The sequence below is a fragment of the Streptomyces sp. NPDC087270 genome, from assembly GCF_044744625.1.
Classification (GTDB): Bacteria; Actinomycetota; Actinomycetes; order Streptomycetales; family Streptomycetaceae; genus Actinacidiphila.
In genome coordinates this window covers 1-16,262 of the sequence record NZ_JBIUYR010000009.1, presented here as the reverse complement: position 1 = coordinate 16,262, position 16,262 = coordinate 1, and the positions used below count along the sequence as shown (strand labels likewise).

Sequence of the window (16,262 nt, the reverse complement as noted above, 5' to 3'; positions counted from 1 at the left end):
AATACGGCAGGGCCGCCGCCGTGGTGGTCCACGGCGGCGGCCCTCGGTTCGCGCGTCCGCCCTGACGTCCCCTGACGTCCCGGAGCGCGGGCCGTCAGTGCTGTTGCGGCGGCGCCGGGTATCCGTACTGCGGCGGCTGTCCGGGCTGAGCCGGTTGCCCCGGCTGTCCCGGTTGCCCGTCCTGGCCCGGCTGCGGCCAGCCCTGCTGGGGCTGCGGGGCCTGCGGCTGGGAGGACTCCGGCTGGAACCCCGGCTGGCCCGGCCCCTGCTGTGCCGGCGGGTACGGCTGCGGGGGGCCCTGCGGCGCCGCGCCGTACTGGCCCGGCGGGACCTGGCCGGGCGGCATCGGCTGGGCGGCGCCGTAAGGGCCGGGCTGCCCTGGCTGCCCGTACGGACCGGCGGGCTGACCGGGTTGGCCCGGCTGTCCCGGCTGTCCCGGGGCCGGGTACGGCTGCGCGCCCCCGTCCTGCGGGCCGCCGTACGGTCCCGGCGGCGGGTACTGCTGCGGCCCGGGTTGGCCTGGCTGGCCGGGTTGACCGGGTTGGCCTGGCTGCTGGCCCTGGTAGCCGGGCTGTCCCGGCATCGGCGGCGCCTGCACCGGCGGCGGGTTGCTGCCGTCCTGTGTCCACAGGCCTTGTGCCTGCTGGGCCCGTACGAAGTCCTCGGCGACCATGGCGGAGAGGTTGAAGTACGCCTCTCGGGTCTTGGGTCGCATCATGTCGAGGTCGACTTCGGCGCCGGCGGCGAGGTGTTCGTCGAAGGGGACGACCTGGACTCCGCGGCAGCGGGTCTGGAAGTGCGCCACGATGTCGTCGACCTTGATCATCTTGCCGGTCTCGCGGACGCCGGAGATGACGGTGATGCTGCGGGCGACGAGTTCGGCGTATCCGTGGGCGGACAGCCAGTCGAGGGTGGTGCTGGCGCTGGAGGCGCCGTCGACGGACGGTGTCGAGACGATGATCAGCTGGTCGGCCAGGTCCAGCACCCCGCGCATGGCGCTGTAGAGCAGGCCGGTGCCGGAGTCGGTGAGGATCACCGGGTACTGGCGGCCCAGGACGTCGATGGCGCGGCGGTAGTCCTCGTCGTTGAACGCCGTGGAGACGGCCGGGTCCACGTCGTTGGCGATGATCTCCAGACCGGAGGGCGCCTGCGAGGTGAAGCGGCGGATGTCCATGTAGCTGTTGAGGTACGGGATGGCCTGGACCAGGTCGCGGATGGTCGCGCCGGTCTCCCGGCGCACCCGGCGGCCGAGCGTGCCCGCGTCCGGGTTGGCGTCGATCGCCAGGATCTTGTCCTGCCGTTCGCTGGCGAGGGTGGAGCCGAGCGCGGTGGTGGTCGTGGTCTTGCCGACCCCGCCCTTGAGGCTGATGACCGCGATCCGGTAGCAGGACAGCACCGGCGTACGGATCAGCTCCAGCTTCCGCTTCCGCTCCGCCTCCTCCTTCTTGCCGCCGAGCTTGAACCGGGACGGCTGCGCGTTGGCACCGGGCTTCTTCGGCCTCGGCTGGTTGCGCAGCAGCCGGTCCGAACTGAGTTCGACGGCCGCGGTGTAGCCGAGAGGCGCGCCGCCCTGCGTGGTGCGCTGGCGCTGGTCGGGCGTCACGGTCGGCCAGCCGCCGGCCCGCGGGTCGACGGGCGCGGCCGGCGCCGCCGGAGCGGCCTCCGGCATGGCGGGTTGACCGGGTTGACCGGGTTGGCCCGGCTGCCCGGGGCCGCCCTGCTGCGGGAAGCCGTACGCGCCGTGCTGGGGGAGCGGCTGGAGCGAGCCCGCCTCCGGCTGCGGCTGTCCGGGCTGCCGAGGGAAGCCGTAGCCGCCGTCCGGCCCGGGCTGCTGTCCGACCTCGGCGGCCGGCGGAAGCTGCGGCTGCCCCGCCTGCGGCTGCCCGAACTGCGGTTGCTGGGGCTGGGGTTGCTGCGGTACGGCGGCGGGCGGCGCGGACTGCTGCGGGGACAGCCCGGTCGGTACCGGCGCCGGGGCGTACGGCTGCGGGTTCTCCGCGGCCGGCAGCGCGGGGGCGTGCGGCTGGCCCGGCTGCGGCGCCGGCGAGCCCTGCTGGGGGAAGCCGTATCCGGCGGGTCCGGGTTGCTGGGGGGCGGGTTGGGGGTGCTGCGGTGCGGCGGGTGCCGCAGGCGCGGCCGGGGGCTGCGGCTGCGCGTACCCGGTCGGCCCGGCGGGCGGTGCCGCGGCGGCGGGGGAGTACTGCTGGGGGAAGCCGTATCCGGCGGGTCCGGGTTGCTGGGGGGCGGGTTGGGGGTGCTGCGGTGCGGCGGGTGCCGCAGGTGCGGCCGGGGGTTGCGGCTGGGCGTACCCGGTCGGCGCCGGAAGTCCGTAGCTGGACTGGGGTACTTGGGGGGCGGGCTGCGGACTCTGTGCCGCGGCAGGTGCGGAAGGCGCGGCGGGTGCGGCGGGAGCAGCGGGTGGCTGCGGCTGGGCGTACCCCGTCGGACCGGGCAACTGCTCGGCGGGCGCGGCCACTTGCGGTGCCTCGGGTGCGCTCGGGCGCGGCGGGAAGCCGTAGCCGCCCGGGCCCTGCGGCGGCTCGTTCGGCTGCGCGGCCGGCGGCGGGAAGCCGTAGGCCTCCGGGAGCACCGGCTCGCCGACCGGCGGCGGGAAGTTCAGGGGAGCAGCAGCGGCCGGTGCGGCGGGTGCCGGTTCCTCGGCGCGCTGGAACTGCGGGGGCAACGGCGGCACCGGGCCGCGGGGGGCGTCCGGCGTCCACGGCTTCGGGTCGGCGGTCGGCGGCACGGGCAGCGGGGTCCACACCGGGGCGCGCTTCTGCGGCGGCGCGTCCTCCACCGGGGGTGCCGCGGGTGCTGAGGGCGCCTCGGGCGCCTGCTGGGCGGCCGGCCTCGCGTCCTCGGGCTCGGGGGCCGCCGGCTTGGCGTCCTCCGGCTCCGGCGCGGGCCTGCTCGCCTTCGCCATCATCGCGTCCGCCCGCTCCTCGATCTCCCGCCGCATCGCCGCGGCGCTGAAGCGGAGCGTCGAGTCGGCCGGCCGCGGGCGCTCCGGTTCGGCGCCATGCGGCGGCTCGTCGGCGCCGGTGTCCGTCGTCGGCCCCGGCACCGAAGTGGGCGCCGCCGAGGGCACGTCGGGGGCGTCGGTACGGGCCCACACCGGCTTCGCGTCCTCCGGCTCCGGCGCTTCGGCCGCCACCGGTCCGGGCTCGGGGGCGGCGGTGGGCGGCGGAATGGACGGCACAGCCGACGCGGACCACGAGGGCCTCGCGTCCTGCGGCTCCGGCGCGGGCTCCTCCGCCCGCTCGGGCTCGGCGGCCGCCGGACGCGAGATCGACGGCACCGAACTCGCCGACCACGAAGGCTTGTCCGCGGCCGGCTCCGGCCGCGGACCCGTGTCCGCACCCCTGTTCAGGCCGGCGCCGGCATCCGCGCCGGCGCCCTCCCCCCGCAGCGTGCCCGAGCCCACCTGCGCACCCGATCCGGACCCGGAAGCGGAACCCGAGCCGGAACCCAGACCCGGCACCGGCGGCAGCGAAGCAGCAGACCACGACGACGCGTCGCTCGACGCCGCTCCCGCGTCGGACGCGGGCCGCGGCTCCCAGACCGGTCCGCGGGGCGCCGCGCCGTCAGCGTCGCCCGCGTGGTCCGCCGTGCCCGTGGCGGCGGGCGCGTCCTGCTCCTGCTCGCGCACGTCCCGGTCCGCGTCGGCGTCGGCGTCCGCCGCGTCGTCGGTGCCGCTGTCGCTGCCGCTCTGCATGTACCAGGCCGGAGGGGTGAAATCGAAGCGGTATTCCCCGGTGATGTCCGAGACTTCACCCCCGGAGGGGCCCTCGACAGGGGCGGCCCCGCCCACGCGGTTGTCGTCCCGATCGCTGCTCACAATGCCTCCTGGTCTGCGTCGGGGAGTCACACGTCACCGTCTCCCCACCCCGTGCGCCGCCGGCCGCCTCTGCGCCCCACGGCCCCGCCACTCTGACGGACAGCCTAATAGCCGGTCGACGTACGCCGTCAGGCCGTTCGGACGCCCTTTCCGCTCCTTCCCGCCCGAACCGCCCCGGACACGTCGCGGCCCGCACCACTGCGCGTAACGCCCCCGCACCACCGCGGTCCACCGCCCGCGCCCCCAACCGCCCCGCGGACGGACCCCGTTGCGCCGTACCCGGCGCCGCGCGCCACCGCCCGCCGGGTCTTGCCGGCATCGGGGCGGCGACGCGCGTATACGATCGTCGTCATGCGCCCCGGGCGGATCATCTTTCTCAACGGCACGTCCAGTTCGGGCAAATCGAGCATCGCCCGCGAACTGCTGGCCATCCTCGACGGCGACCCCTACTTCCACATCCCGCTCGACGGGATCAACGCCATGCGTGCGGCCAAGGAGATCGCGCCCGACGCGCTCGACGCCGTCCTCACCCGGACCCGGATGGGATTCCACCGCGCCGTGGCCGGCATGGCCGCCGGAGGCAACGACCTCGTCGTCGACCACGTGCTGAGCGAGCCGTGGCGGCTGGACGACTGCCTGACCGTCCTCGCCGACGTCGAGGTCTTCCTGATCGGCGTGCACTGCCCGCTGCCCGAGCTGAAGCGCCGCGAGGAGTCCCGCTCCGACCGCCCGCCGGGCCTGGCCGCCTACCAGTACACCCGGGTGCACGCGCACGGCCTGTACGACTTCGAGTGCGACACCGGCACCGCGTCACCGCGCGAGTGCGCGGAACTCGTCAAGGAGTACGTCGAGTCACGCGTCGCCTGCGGCCGGCCGCCGACCGCGTTCCGGCGGCTGCGCGCGGCCCGCGCGGCACGTGCGGCCAGGTCGCTCGTGTGACCCACCACCCGGTCCTCGCGTGACCCGCCCGGCCGGTGCCGGGCCGCCCGGCAGGCCGCCGGGCGGCGTCTCCCTGCCGAGGTGACCCGCGGGTAAGGGGGTCGACGCACCCTGGTACCCTGGGTGACGGTCACGTGTGTGCACGCACCACGTGACAGCGCCTCGCGAGTCATGTGAGATTCCCCCGCGATGTAGACCGGGGGCGCTCGGAGGCCGTAGACACCATGAGGAGTCCGTATGTCGCTCGACGTCGAGACGAAGAAGCAGATCATCGCCGAGTTCGGCACCAAGGAGGGCGACACCGGCTCCCCCGAGGTCCAGGTCGCACTGCTGTCGCGCCGGATCTCGGACCTGACCGAGCACCTCAAGACCCACAAGCACGACCACCACTCGCGTCGTGGTCTGCTGATCCTGGTCGGCCAGCGCCGCCGTCTGCTGCAGTACCTGGCCAAGAAGGACATCACGCGCTTCCGTGAGCTCCGCGAGCGCCTCGGCATCCGTGCCGGTGCGGCCGGCGTCCGCTAGGAAGCCGTACAGGGAGCGGTCCCCGTCCAACGGGACCGCTCCCTTTTCCGTACAGCGGTTCCGAGCAACCGTTCGACGGTTCTTCGACGGTTCCGGGGCACCCGCCCGCGGGCCGCGCACATGACGTGCGCGATCCGGCCCGCGTCTGGTGCAATGGGGCTGTTGACAACGAATGAGGAGGAGCGTCCTCCTATCCGCCGCATACGCCGGTCCTCGGTAGTGGCCCCCAGGTGGCAGCCGCCACCGGAGGCTTCGATCGAAGACCGGCCCCGGCTGGACGACGCACCTCCACCGAAGGCCCGGCAGGGACACGCCCTGCGGGCAAAGACGAGGAGAATTCCCATAGTGGAGAACGAGACCCACTACGCCGAAGCCGTGATCGACAACGGTACCTTCGGCACCCGCACCATCCGCTTCGAGACGGGCCGGCTGGCCCGCCAGGCCGCCGGCTCCGCCGTGGCCTACCTGGACGACGACACCATGGTGCTGTCGGCGACCAGCGCCTCGAAGCAGCCCAAGGAGCACTTCGACTTCTTCCCCCTCACGGTGGACGTCGAGGAGCGCATGTACGCGGCCGGCCGCATCCCCGGCTCCTTCTTCCGCCGCGAGGGCCGCCCCTCCGAGGACGCCATCCTCACCTGCCGCCTGATCGACCGCCCGCTGCGCCCGTCCTTCGTCAAGGGCCTGCGCAACGAGATCCAGGTCGTCTGCACGATCATGGCGCTCAACCCCGACCACCTCTACGACGTGGTCGCCATCAACGCCGCCTCCTGCTCCACGCAGCTGGCCGGCCTGCCGTTCTCCGGCCCCATCGGCGGTGTCCGGGTCGCGCTGATCAAGAACCAGTGGGTGGCCTTCCCGACCCACAGCGAGCTCGAAGAGGCCGTCTTCGACATGGTCGTCGCCGGCCGCGTGCTCGACGACGGCGACGTCGCGATCATGATGGTCGAGGCCGAGGCCACCGCGCACACCATCAAGCTGGTCGAGGGCGGTGTCGAGGCGCCGACCGAGGAGGTCGTCGCCGCCGGCCTGGAAGCCGCCAAGCCCTTCATCAAGGTGCTGTGCAAGGCGCAGTCCGAGCTGGCCGCCAAGGCCGCCAAGCCCACCGGCGAGTTCCCGATCTTCCTGGACTACCAGGACGACGTGTTCGAGGCCCTGGAGTCCGCGGTCACCGGCGAGCTGGCGCAGGCGCTGACCATCCCCGGCAAGCAGGCCCGCGAGGCCGAGCTGGACCGGGTCAAGGGCCTGGCCGCCGAGAAGCTGCTGCCGCAGTTCGAGGGCCGCGAGAAGGAGATCTCCGCCGCCTACCGCGCGCTGACCAAGAAGCTGGTGCGCCAGCGCGTCATCCGCGACAAGGTCCGCATCGACGGCCGCGGTGTCACCGACATCCGTACCCTGGCCGCCGAGGTCGAGGCCATCCCGCGCGTGCACGGCTCGGCGCTGTTCGAGCGCGGTGAGACCCAGATCCTGGGCGTCACCACCCTCAACATGCTCCGCATGGAGCAGCAGCTCGACACGCTCGCGCCCGAGACCCGCAAGCGCTACATGCACAACTACAACTTCCCGCCGTACTCCGTCGGCGAGACCGGCCGCGTCGGCTCCCCCAAGCGCCGCGAGATCGGCCACGGCGCGCTCGCCGAGCGCGCCCTTATCCCGGTCCTGCCCACCCGCGAGGAGTTCCCCTACGCGATCCGGCAGGTCTCCGAGGCACTGGGCTCCAACGGGTCCACCTCGATGGGCTCGGTGTGCGCATCCACCATGTCGCTGCTGAACGCCGGTGTGCCGCTCAAGGCCCCCGTCGCCGGTATCGCCATGGGCCTGATCTCCCAGGAGATCGAGGGCGAGACGCACTACGTCGCGCTGACCGACATCCTCGGTGCCGAGGACGCCTTCGGCGACATGGACTTCAAGGTCGCCGGCACCAAGAAGTTCGTCACCGCCCTCCAGCTCGACACGAAGCTCGACGGCATCCCGGCGTCGGTGCTGGCCGCGGCCCTCAAGCAGGCCCGCGACGCCCGCCTGCACATCCTCGACGTCATGAACGAGGCCATCGACGTCCCGGACGAGATGTCCCCCAACGCCCCGCGGATCATCAGCATCAAGATCCCGGTGGACAAGATCGGCGAGGTCATCGGCCCCAAGGGCAAGATGATCAACCAGATCCAGGAGGACACCGGCGCCGACATCTCCATCGAGGACGACGGCACCGTCCTGATCGGCGCCACCGAGGGCTCCCAGGCCGAGGCCGCCCGGGCGACGATCAACCAGATCGCCAACCCGACCATGCCCGAGGTCGGCGAGCGGTACCTGGGCACCGTCGTGAAGACCACCACCTTCGGTGCCTTCGTCTCGCTGATGCCCGGCAAGGACGGACTGCTGCACATCTCGCAGATCCGCAAGCTCGCCGGCGGCAAGCGCGTCGAGAACGTCGAGGACGTCCTCGGCGTCGGCGCCAAGGTCCAGGTCGAGATCGCCGAGATCGACCAGCGCGGCAAGCTCTCCCTGATCCCGGTCATCGAGGGTGAAGAGGGCGACGACGAGAAGAAGGACGAGTCGGCCAAGTGACGACCCGCTCCACCGCAGTGACGGCCCGCCCCTCCACCAAGGGGCGGGCCGTCCGCACACGGACCCTGCTGCCCGGCACCGACGGCACCGGCACGGTACGCCGCTCCGTGCTGCCCGGCGGCCTGCGCGTCGTCACCGAGACGCTGCCCACCGTGCGCTCGGCGACCTTCGGCATCTGGGCCGGCGTCGGCTCCCGCGACGAGACCCCCGTGCTGGGCGGCGCCACCCACTACCTGGAACACCTGCTCTTCAAGGGCACCGAGCGGCGCAGCGCCCTGGACATCTCCGCGGCGATCGACGCCGTCGGCGGCGAGATGAACGCCTTCACCGCCAAGGAGTACACCTGCTACTACGCCAGGGTGCTCGACACCGACCTGCCGCTCGCCATCGACGTGGTCAGCGACATGCTCACCGGGTCCCTGATCCGCCAGGAGGACATCGACGCGGAACGCGGCGTCGTCCTGGAAGAGATCGCCATGACCGAGGACGACCCCGGCGACCAGGTGCACGACCTGTTCACCACCGCGCTGCTCGGCGACTCCCCGCTGGGCCGCCCCGTCCTCGGCACCGTCGAGACCGTCAACGGCCTCACCCGCGACCAGGTCGCCCGCTTCTACCGCAAGCACTACGACCCCACCCGGCTGGTCGTCGCCGCGGCGGGCAACATCGACCACGCCACCGTCGTCCGCCAGGTCCGCCGCGCCTTCGAACGCGCCGGCGCCCTGACCGACGCCGACGCCGTACCCCGGCCGCCGCGCACCGGCAGCCGTACGATCCGCGGCGGCGGACGCGTCGAGATCCTCGACCGCCGCACCGAGCAGGCCCATGTCGTCCTCGGCATGCCCGGCCTGTCCCGCACCGACGAGCGCCGCTGGGCGCTCGGCGTCCTCAACACCGCGCTCGGCGGCGGCATGAGCTCGCGGCTCTTCCAGGAGGTCCGCGAGAAGCGCGGCCTGGCGTACTCCGTGTACTCCTACACCTCCTCCTACGCCGACTGCGGCATGTTCGGCGTCTACGCGGGCTGCCAGCCGCGCCGCCTGCCCGACGTGCTCAAGATCTGCCGCGACGAACTGCACCACGTCGCCGAGCACGGCCTGACCGACGAGGAACTGCGCCGCGCCATCGGCCAGCTCTCCGGCTCCACCGTGCTGGGGCTGGAGGACACCGGCGCCCTGATGAACCGGATCGGCAAGAGCGAGCTGTGCTGGGGCGAGCAGCTGTCCGTGGACGACCTGCTGGCCCGGATCGCCGCGGTGACCCCGGGCGAGGTGCGCGAGGTGGCCCGCGATGTACTGGGACAGCGTCCCTCGCTGGCGGTCATAGGGCCGGTGAAGGAGAAGCAGGCCGCGCGGCTGCACGAAGCGATCGCGTAAGCCGTCACCCCGCCTGTCACCACGCCCGTCGGCCGCCAGCCGGCACGTACAGGCACCGTGTAACAACCGCACACCCTGCTGCGTGACCCTTACACCCGGAGGACTCCCCAACGATGAGCAAGCTGCGAGTGGCCGTCATCGGTGCGAAGGGCCGGATCGGTTCCGAGGCGGCCCGCTCCGTCGAGGCCGCCGACGACCTCGACCTGGTCGCCACGATCGGCCGCGGCGACCCGCTGGAGGCGCTGACCGACGCGGGCGCCCAGGTCGCCGTCGAACTCACCCACCCCGACTCCGTCCTGGGCAACCTGGAGTTCTGTGTCGGCCACGGCATCCACACCGTGGTCGGCACCACCGGATGGACACCCGAGCGGCTGGCCACCCTCCGCGGCTGGCTCGACGCCGCCCCCGGCACCGGTGCCCTGATCGCCCCCAACTTCTCCATCGGCGCCGTCCTCACCATGCGGTTCGCCCAGCAGGCGGCCCCCTGGTTCGAGTCCGTCGAGGTCATCGAGCTGCACCACGACAAGAAGGCCGACGCGCCCAGCGGCACCGCCACCCGCACCGCCCAGCTCATCGCCGCCGCGCGCACCGAAGCCGGCCTCCCGCCTCAGCACGACCCCACCACCCACGGCCTCGACGGCGCCCGGGGCGCCGACGTCGACGGCGTCCCGGTGCACTCGGTACGGCTGCGCGGCCTCCTCGCCCACCAGGAGGTCCTCCTCGGCGGCACCGGCGAGACCCTCACCATCCGCCACGACTCGCTGCACCACAGCAGCTTCATGCCCGGCATCCTGCTCGCGGTCCGCACCGTACCGGGCGTGCCCGGCCTCACCTTCGGCCTGGAGCACTTCCTGGCCGACGGGCCCGCCGCGGCGGACGGCTCCCCGGCCACCGGGCACCAGGGAGCCTGAACCGATGCGCGCCAAGCTCAGCTACACCGTCTCCGCGGTCGTCCTCGTCTTCTACTTCGTGCTCGTCGGCGACCGCGGGGTGCTGCTGATCGCCGACGGCCGGCCGGTCACCGTCGCCTTCGGCGTCGCCGTCCTGGTCCTTCCGCTGATCGGCGCCTGGTTCCTGTGGCACACCACCCAGTTCGCCCGACACGCCGGACGGCTCGGCCGCGAACTCGAAGCCGAGGGCGGGCTGCCCGTCGACGAACTGGCCCGCACCCCCAGCGGCCGTATCGACCGCGCCTCCGCCGACGCGGTCTTCGCCAAACGCCAGGCCGAGACCGAGGCGGCCCCCGACGACTGGCGCAACTGGTTCCGCCTCGCGGTCGCCTACTTCGACGCCCGGGACACCCCTCGCGCCCGCAAGGCGATGCAGCGCGCCATCCGGCTCCACGACGCCGAGGAAACCGCCGCCACCCCCACACCCGGAACATCCCCGGCCGCCGGCCGGACCGGCGACCGCACCCCCAACGGCGCGTAACCGTACGACGAGGGCCTCAGGAGTCCGGCGCCGCACCCGCTGAAAGGTGAGCGGGGAACGGGAGCACGTCGGCACCGGCGGGACGGCTCGACCGGGGGAGCGGCTACCGCAGCTCCAGGGACCAGCCCTCGATCGCGTCCGCCGCGACGTCGAACGCCTCGGACCGCCCGAGGAAGTCCGCGTTGTGATCGGTCATCAGGGGCCGCAGCGTTGACCCGCGCCGGCTGATCAGCAGCGCCTGCCCCTGCACGCTGCGCGGCAGCCCCAGCACCCGCACCGGCTGCTGCGCCGTGCGCACCGACGTCACCTGCTGCCAGGGCACCGTGACCGTGCCGAAGTACCCGACCTGCCGCAGGCCCTTCCCGCTCAGCCACACCCCCATCCGCAGCAGCCGCAGCGTGGCCGCGATCACCAGCGCCGCGAGCAGCACCAGCACGCCACCCCCCTGCACGCTCTTCGCCGCGACCATGATCAGCGCGGCGAACAGCAGGTACGCGGCGAGCATCAGCGCCAGCGCGGCGATCGCGACCCGCCAGGGTCCGGGGCGGTACGGGCGCATCCAGCGGTCCTGGACGTCGTGCGGCAGCGGACGGCCGGTCGCGTACTCGTCGTCGACGGTGGCTACGGAGCGGAAGGGCAAGGACACGCGGAGAATCCTCTTCGGCTTCTGTCAGGTGCGGGGGCTCTGACCGGTGAGGTTATCCGTCCCGGCCACCGTGGCCAAGCTCCGGGGCGGGCCCGGTGCCTGCGACCGCCGGTCGGACCCACCCCATAAGCTGAGCGGCGCACAACAGACAACAGGAAGGACCCGCCGGTGTCCACCGACCCGCCCTCCACCGAGGCCGCCCCCGCCCGCTTCCGCGACGACGTCACCGTCGAGCTCGTCAAGCACAGCGCGTCCGACTCCGACGTCCTGTGGGCGGCCCGCGTCTCCACGGCGGGCGAGCAGTCCCTCGAAGAGTTGGCCAAGGACCCCGACCGCTCCAAGGGCCTGATCAACTACCTCATCCGGGACCGCCACGGCAGCCCCTTCGAGCACAACTCGATGACCTTCTTCATCAGCGCCCCGATCTTCGTCTTCCGCGAATTCATGCGCCACAGGGCCGGCTGGTGCCTCGCAGGTGACACGGAGATCACCCTGGAGAGCGAGGCGGGCGGGCTTCGCCGGCGCACCATCAGGGATCTCTACCAGCAGTGGCACCACGGGGTCGAGGACAGTCTGCCGACCCCGGCCGGTGGTGCCACCTGGCACGGGAAGGCCGGTAAGTGGATGGCGCAGGCCCGCCACGCGGGCAAGAACCACTACCTGGGGCTATACGACAGCCGGGAGGCGGCCGACAGCGCGGTCGCAGAGTTCCGTGAAGAGCATCCGACCACCCGGGTGAGGCGGCTGGAGTCCGTCCGGCGCAACCACGTGCGGTGCTATGACGAGGACACTCTCCGTGCCCAGCGCGCCCGGATCGTCGATGTCATGGAGTCCGGCACCAAATCTCTGATCCGGATCACCACCGAGAGCGGTCGGACTCTGCGCTGCTCGGTGGACCACGCGATCCTCACCCCCGACGGTTGGCGGAAGGCCGGCGAACTGGCGTCCGGAGATGCCGTCATGGTCGCGGGCACCGCCGCACGCCCATCGACGGGCCTGGTCCCGCCCAGCCTCCGCCGCGGCATCGGCGTCTGGACGTCGATGCAGCGCGAGCGGCTGATCGGCGAGACCGACACCTGTCACTTGTGTGGCGGCAGCTTCCCCCGCGCCTCCTTGGCGCTGGACCACAAGGTCCCGGTCGTTGCCGATCTGACGAAAGCGCTCGACGCCGGCAACCTCGCCCCCGCCTGCGAGGACTGCCATGCAACAAAGAGCGCCACGGAGCAGGCACTCGCCCAGCGTGGAGGGAAGGTTGCGGTCGCGGTTCCGGACCGCATCACTTCCGTCGTCGAGGACGGCGAGGAGATGACCTACGACCTGTCTGTCGCCGGTCCGTGGCACAACTTCCTGGCCGGCGGGATCGTGGTGCACAACTCCTACAACGAGGAATCCGGCAGGTATCGCGAGCTTCAGCCGGTGTTCTACCTGCCGGGGGCGGATCGGAAGCTGGTGCAGCAGGGCCGGCCGGGCAAGTACGAGTTCGTCCAGGGGAGCGAGGAGCAGCGGACAGCGGCACTCGCCGTGATGGCGGAGTCGTACCAGCAGGCGTACGCGGCGTATCAGGAGCTGCTGGCGGCCGGTGTGGCGCGGGAAGTGGCGAGGTCGACGCTGCCGGTGGGGTTGTTCTCGTCGATGTACGCGACGTGCAACGCGCGGTCGCTGATGCATTTCCTCGGGTTGCGCACCCAGCACGAACTCGCCCGGGTCCCGTCGTTCCCGCAGCGGGAGATCGAGATGGTCGGCGAGCTGATGGAGGCGGAGTGGGCGAAGCTGATGCCGCTCACCCACGCCGCGTTCAACGCGAACGGCCGAATCGCCCCGTAAAAAATGTCCGAAGTGTTCGGATTGCAGGCATTCGCGAAGTTCATCTAGGCTGCGGAAACGGACTCCGGTGCTGCTTGAACCCCCGAGCAGGCAGCGCTGGAGTCCTCACCGTGGGTCCCGCCGCCCGCACCCGCAGGTACCGTGGCTGCACAGCCGCACACACACCCAGTAACGTGGGATGCATGGCTCCGACTTCCACCCCTGACGCCCCCTTCGGGCGGGTGCTGACCGCGATGGTCACGCCGTTCACCGCCGACGGCGCGCTCGACGTCGACGGCGCACAGCGGCTCGCCGCCCACCTCGTGGACCAGGGCAACGACGGACTCGTCGTCAACGGCACCACGGGCGAGTCGCCCACCACCAGCGACGACGAGAAGGACCGGCTGGTCCGAGCCGTACTCGAAGCGGTGGGTGACCGCGCACACGTCATCGCCGGCGTCGGCACCAACGACACCGCGCACAGCGTCACCCTCGCCCGCCAGGCCGAGCAGGCCGGCGCCCACGGCCTGCTCACCGTCACGCCGTACTACAGCAAGCCCCCGCAGGAGGGCCTGTACCGGCATTTCACCGCCATCGCCGACGCCACCGGCCTGCCGGTCATGCTCTACGACATCCCCGGCCGCAGCGGCGTCCCCATCGACACCGAGACCCTGGTCCGGCTCGGCGACCACCCCCGGATCGTCGCGAACAAGGACGCCAAGGGCGACCTCGCCGCCGCGAGCTGGGCGATCGCCCGCAGCGACCTCGCCTGGTACTCCGGCGACGACATGCTCAACCTGCCGCTGCTGTCGATCGGCGCGGTCGGTTTCGTCTCCGTCGTCGGCCACCTGGTCTCCACCGAGCTGCGCGCCCTGCTGGAGGCGTACACCAGCGGGGACGTCGCCAAGGCCACCGAGATCCACCAGTGCCTGCTGCCCGTCTACACCGGCATGTTCCGCGCCCAGGGCGTCATCACCACGAAGACCGCCCTCGCGCTGCGCGGACTGCCCGCAGGCCCGCTCCGGCTCCCCCTGGTCGCCCTCGGCGACCAGGAGACCGAGCAGCTCAGGAAGGATCTCGCCGCCGGCGGGGTACACCTCTGAGCACGCCCGGAGCACACAGGACTTCACAACTGAATACAGCAGCACTTCGCGAAATCCGCCGGACACTGACCCGAGCGGATCACGCGCGGACCACGAAAACGTCGGAAAAGAAATCCGAACGCGGCACCACCATTCGAACATCGGAACAGCGTCGCGCCGGCCACGGCCCCCACGAGGGGCCCTCTGGCATGCGCGGTAAGGAGAAACCCTTTGAGTCATCCGCACCCTGAACTCGGTCCCCCGCCGGCACTCGCCGAGGGCGGTCTGCGCATCACACCGCTCGGCGGCCTGGGTGAGATCGGCCGCAACATGACCGTCTTCGAATACGCCGGCCGGTTGCTGATCGTCGACTGCGGTGTCCTCTTCCCCGAAGAGGAACAGCCCGGAGTCGACCTGATCCTCCCGGACTTCACTTCCATCCGTGACCGGCTGGACGACGTGGTCGGCGTCGTCCTCACCCACGGCCACGAAGACCACATCGGCGCCGTCCCCTTCCTGCTCCGCGAGAAGGACGACATCCCGCTGATCGGCTCCAAGCTCACCCTCGCCCTGGTCGAGGCGAAGCTCCAGGAACACCGCATCCGCCCGTACGCCCTTGAGGTCAAAGAGGGCGACCGGGAGCGGATCGGCCCCTTCGACTGCGAGTTCGTCGCGGTCAACCACTCCATCCCGGACGCGCTCGCCGTCGCCATCCGCACCCCGGCGGGCAACGTCGTGGTCACCGGCGACTTCAAGATGGACCAACTCCCGCTCGACGGGCGCCTCACCGACCTGCCGACCTTCGCGCGGCTCGGCGAGGAGGGCATCGACCTGCTCCTCGCGGACTCCACCAACGCCGAGGTCCCCGGCTTCGTGCCGCCCGAGCGCGACATCTCCCAGGTGCTGCGGCAGACCTTCGCCAAGGCGGAGAAGCGGATCATCGTCGCCAGCTTCGCCAGCCACGTGCACCGCATCCAGCAGGTGCTCGACGCCGCCCACGAGCGCGGCCGCAAGGTCGCCTTCGTCGGCCGCTCCATGGTCAGGAACATGGGCATCGCCCGCGACCTGGGCTATCTGAAGGTGCCGAGCGGGCTCATCGTCGACGTGAAGGTGCTCGACGACCTTCCCGACGAGAAGGTCGTCCTGGTCTGCACCGGCTCCCAGGGCGAGCCGATGGCCGCGCTGTCCCGGATGGCCAACCGCGACCACCAGATCCGCATCGTCGAGGGCGACACCGTGGTCCTCGCCTCGTCCCTCATCCCGGGCAACGAGAACGCGGTCTACCGCGTCATCAACGGCCTGACCCGCTGGGGCGCGAACGTCGTCCACAAGGGCAACGCGAAAGTGCACGTCTCCGGCCACGCGTCGGCCGGCGAGCTGCTGTACTTCTACAACATCTGCAAGCCGCGCAACCTCATGCCGATCCACGGCGAATGGCGCCACCTGCGTGCCAACGCCGACCTCGGCATGCTGACGGGTATCCCCAAGGAGCGCACCGTCATCGCCGAGGACGGGGTCGTCGTCGACCTCGTCAAGGGCAAGGCGAAGATCGTGGGCAAGGTCCAGGCCGGCTACGTGTACGTCGACGGCCTCTCGGTCGGCGACATCACCGAGACGCACCTCAAGGACCGCCGCATCCTGGGCGAGGAAGGCATCGTCTCGGTCTTCGTCGTGGTCGACAGCAGTACGGGCAAGATCGTCGGCGGCCCCAACATCCATGCCAGGGGCTCCGGCATCGACGACGACGCCTTCGCCGCGGTCATCCCCAAGATCGAGGAGGGGCTGTCCCGTTCGGCCTCCGACGGGGTCATGGAAGCCCGGCAGATCCAGCAGCTCATCCGCCGCTCGGTCGGCAAGTGGGTCTCCGACACCTACCGTCGGCGCCCGATGATCCTGCCGGTGGTCGTGGAAGTCTGACGCGCCGTCAACCTCGGTGCGGGGAGCGGGGGGGGGGGGGGGGGGGGGTGGCGGGGGGGGGGGGGGGGGGGGCGGCGGCCCCCCGCCCCCCCCCCCCCCGCCCGCCCGGGCCGGGCCCGGGGGGGGTTTATGAGGTCGATAAG

Annotated in this window: 10 protein-coding genes and 3 pseudogenes; 11 read left to right on the top strand and 2 right to left on the bottom strand. The window is 72.0% G+C overall.

The annotated features are described in order from the left end of the window. Nucleotides 1–94: 94 nt before the first annotated feature. Nucleotides 95–3,838, bottom strand: coding sequence for an SCO5717 family growth-regulating ATPase (locus ACIPAE_RS18990; RefSeq protein ID WP_402446526.1), 3,744 nt, complete (start codon nt 3,836–3,838; stop codon nt 95–97). A gap of 351 nt (nt 3,839–4,189) precedes the next feature. Between ACIPAE_RS18990 and ACIPAE_RS18985 the strand changes: the two genes are divergently transcribed. From ACIPAE_RS18985 to ACIPAE_RS18960, 6 genes are all read left to right on the top strand, one after another. Then, nucleotides 4,190–4,777, top strand: coding sequence for an AAA family ATPase (locus ACIPAE_RS18985; RefSeq protein WP_329364091.1), 588 nt, complete (start codon nt 4,190–4,192; stop codon nt 4,775–4,777). A gap of 237 nt (nt 4,778–5,014) precedes the next feature. Continuing rightward, complete coding sequence (gene rpsO / locus ACIPAE_RS18980) at nt 5,015–5,302, top strand: 30S ribosomal protein S15 (protein ID WP_033173003.1); 288 nt, start codon at nt 5,015–5,017, stop codon at nt 5,300–5,302. A 345-nt stretch (nt 5,303–5,647) separates the two neighbouring features. Beyond that, complete coding sequence (locus ACIPAE_RS18975) at nt 5,648–7,867, top strand: polyribonucleotide nucleotidyltransferase (protein WP_329364089.1); 2,220 nt, start codon at nt 5,648–5,650, stop codon at nt 7,865–7,867. Then, the gene (locus ACIPAE_RS18970) at nt 7,864–9,240 is read left to right on the top strand and encodes a pitrilysin family protein (RefSeq protein ID WP_329364087.1); all 1,377 of its coding nucleotides are present in this window, start codon (nt 7,864–7,866) and stop codon (nt 9,238–9,240) included. Before ACIPAE_RS18975 ends, ACIPAE_RS18970 begins: the two co-directional genes overlap by 4 nt. Nucleotides 9,241–9,353: 113 nt before the next feature. After that, nucleotides 9,354–10,151, top strand: a complete 798-nt coding sequence (gene dapB, locus ACIPAE_RS18965; protein ID WP_329364086.1) for a 4-hydroxy-tetrahydrodipicolinate reductase — start codon at nt 9,354–9,356, stop codon at nt 10,149–10,151. Between the two features lie 4 nt (nt 10,152–10,155). Then, nucleotides 10,156–10,671 carry a hypothetical protein gene (locus tag ACIPAE_RS18960; protein ID WP_402446519.1) on the top strand — a complete coding sequence of 172 codons (516 nt, stop codon included), beginning with the start codon at nt 10,156–10,158 and terminating at the stop codon, nt 10,669–10,671. Between the two features lie 103 nt (nt 10,672–10,774). Here the strand turns inward: ACIPAE_RS18960 and ACIPAE_RS18955 are convergent, their stop codons facing one another. Next, nucleotides 10,775–11,317, bottom strand: coding sequence for a hypothetical protein (locus ACIPAE_RS18955; RefSeq protein ID WP_329364083.1), 543 nt, complete (start codon nt 11,315–11,317; stop codon nt 10,775–10,777). A 168-nt stretch (nt 11,318–11,485) separates the two neighbouring features. Between ACIPAE_RS18955 and ACIPAE_RS18950 the strand changes: the two are divergent. The 5 genes and pseudogenes from ACIPAE_RS18950 to ACIPAE_RS18930 form a co-directional block, all read left to right on the top strand. Next, nucleotides 11,486–11,782 (top strand): annotated as a pseudogene (locus ACIPAE_RS18950) (FAD-dependent thymidylate synthase); the annotation flags it as partial. Next, a pseudogene (locus ACIPAE_RS18945) lies at nt 11,762–12,679 on the top strand (HNH endonuclease); the annotation flags it as partial. The pseudogenes ACIPAE_RS18950 and ACIPAE_RS18945, both read left to right, overlap by 21 nt. Nucleotides 12,680–12,691: 12 nt before the next feature. Then, nucleotides 12,692–13,141, top strand: a pseudogene (gene thyX, locus ACIPAE_RS18940) (FAD-dependent thymidylate synthase); the annotation flags it as partial. A gap of 182 nt (nt 13,142–13,323) precedes the next feature. After that, nucleotides 13,324–14,223 carry a 4-hydroxy-tetrahydrodipicolinate synthase gene (dapA, locus tag ACIPAE_RS18935; RefSeq protein WP_328470160.1) on the top strand — a complete coding sequence of 300 codons (900 nt, stop codon included), beginning with the start codon at nt 13,324–13,326 and terminating at the stop codon, nt 14,221–14,223. 210 nt (nt 14,224–14,433) lie between these two features. Next, nucleotides 14,434–16,119, top strand: a complete 1,686-nt coding sequence (locus ACIPAE_RS18930; protein ID WP_328470162.1) for a ribonuclease J — start codon at nt 14,434–14,436, stop codon at nt 16,117–16,119. Nucleotides 16,120–16,262 lie beyond the last annotated feature (143 nt).

Bases quoted from the DNA above. Each gene is read 5' to 3' on its own strand.
- ACIPAE_RS18985 (WP_329364091.1), top strand. From the start codon at position 4,190: ATGCGCCCCGGGCGGATCATCTTTCTCAACGGCACGTCCAGTTCGGGC.
- rpsO (WP_033173003.1), top strand. From the start codon at position 5,015: ATGTCGCTCGACGTCGAGACGAAGAAGCAGATCATCGCCGAGTTCGGC.
- dapB (WP_329364086.1), top strand. From the start codon at position 9,354: ATGAGCAAGCTGCGAGTGGCCGTCATCGGTGCGAAGGGCCGGATCGGT.
- ACIPAE_RS18960 (WP_402446519.1), top strand. From the start codon at position 10,156: ATGCGCGCCAAGCTCAGCTACACCGTCTCCGCGGTCGTCCTCGTCTTC.
- dapA (WP_328470160.1), top strand. From the start codon at position 13,324: ATGGCTCCGACTTCCACCCCTGACGCCCCCTTCGGGCGGGTGCTGACC.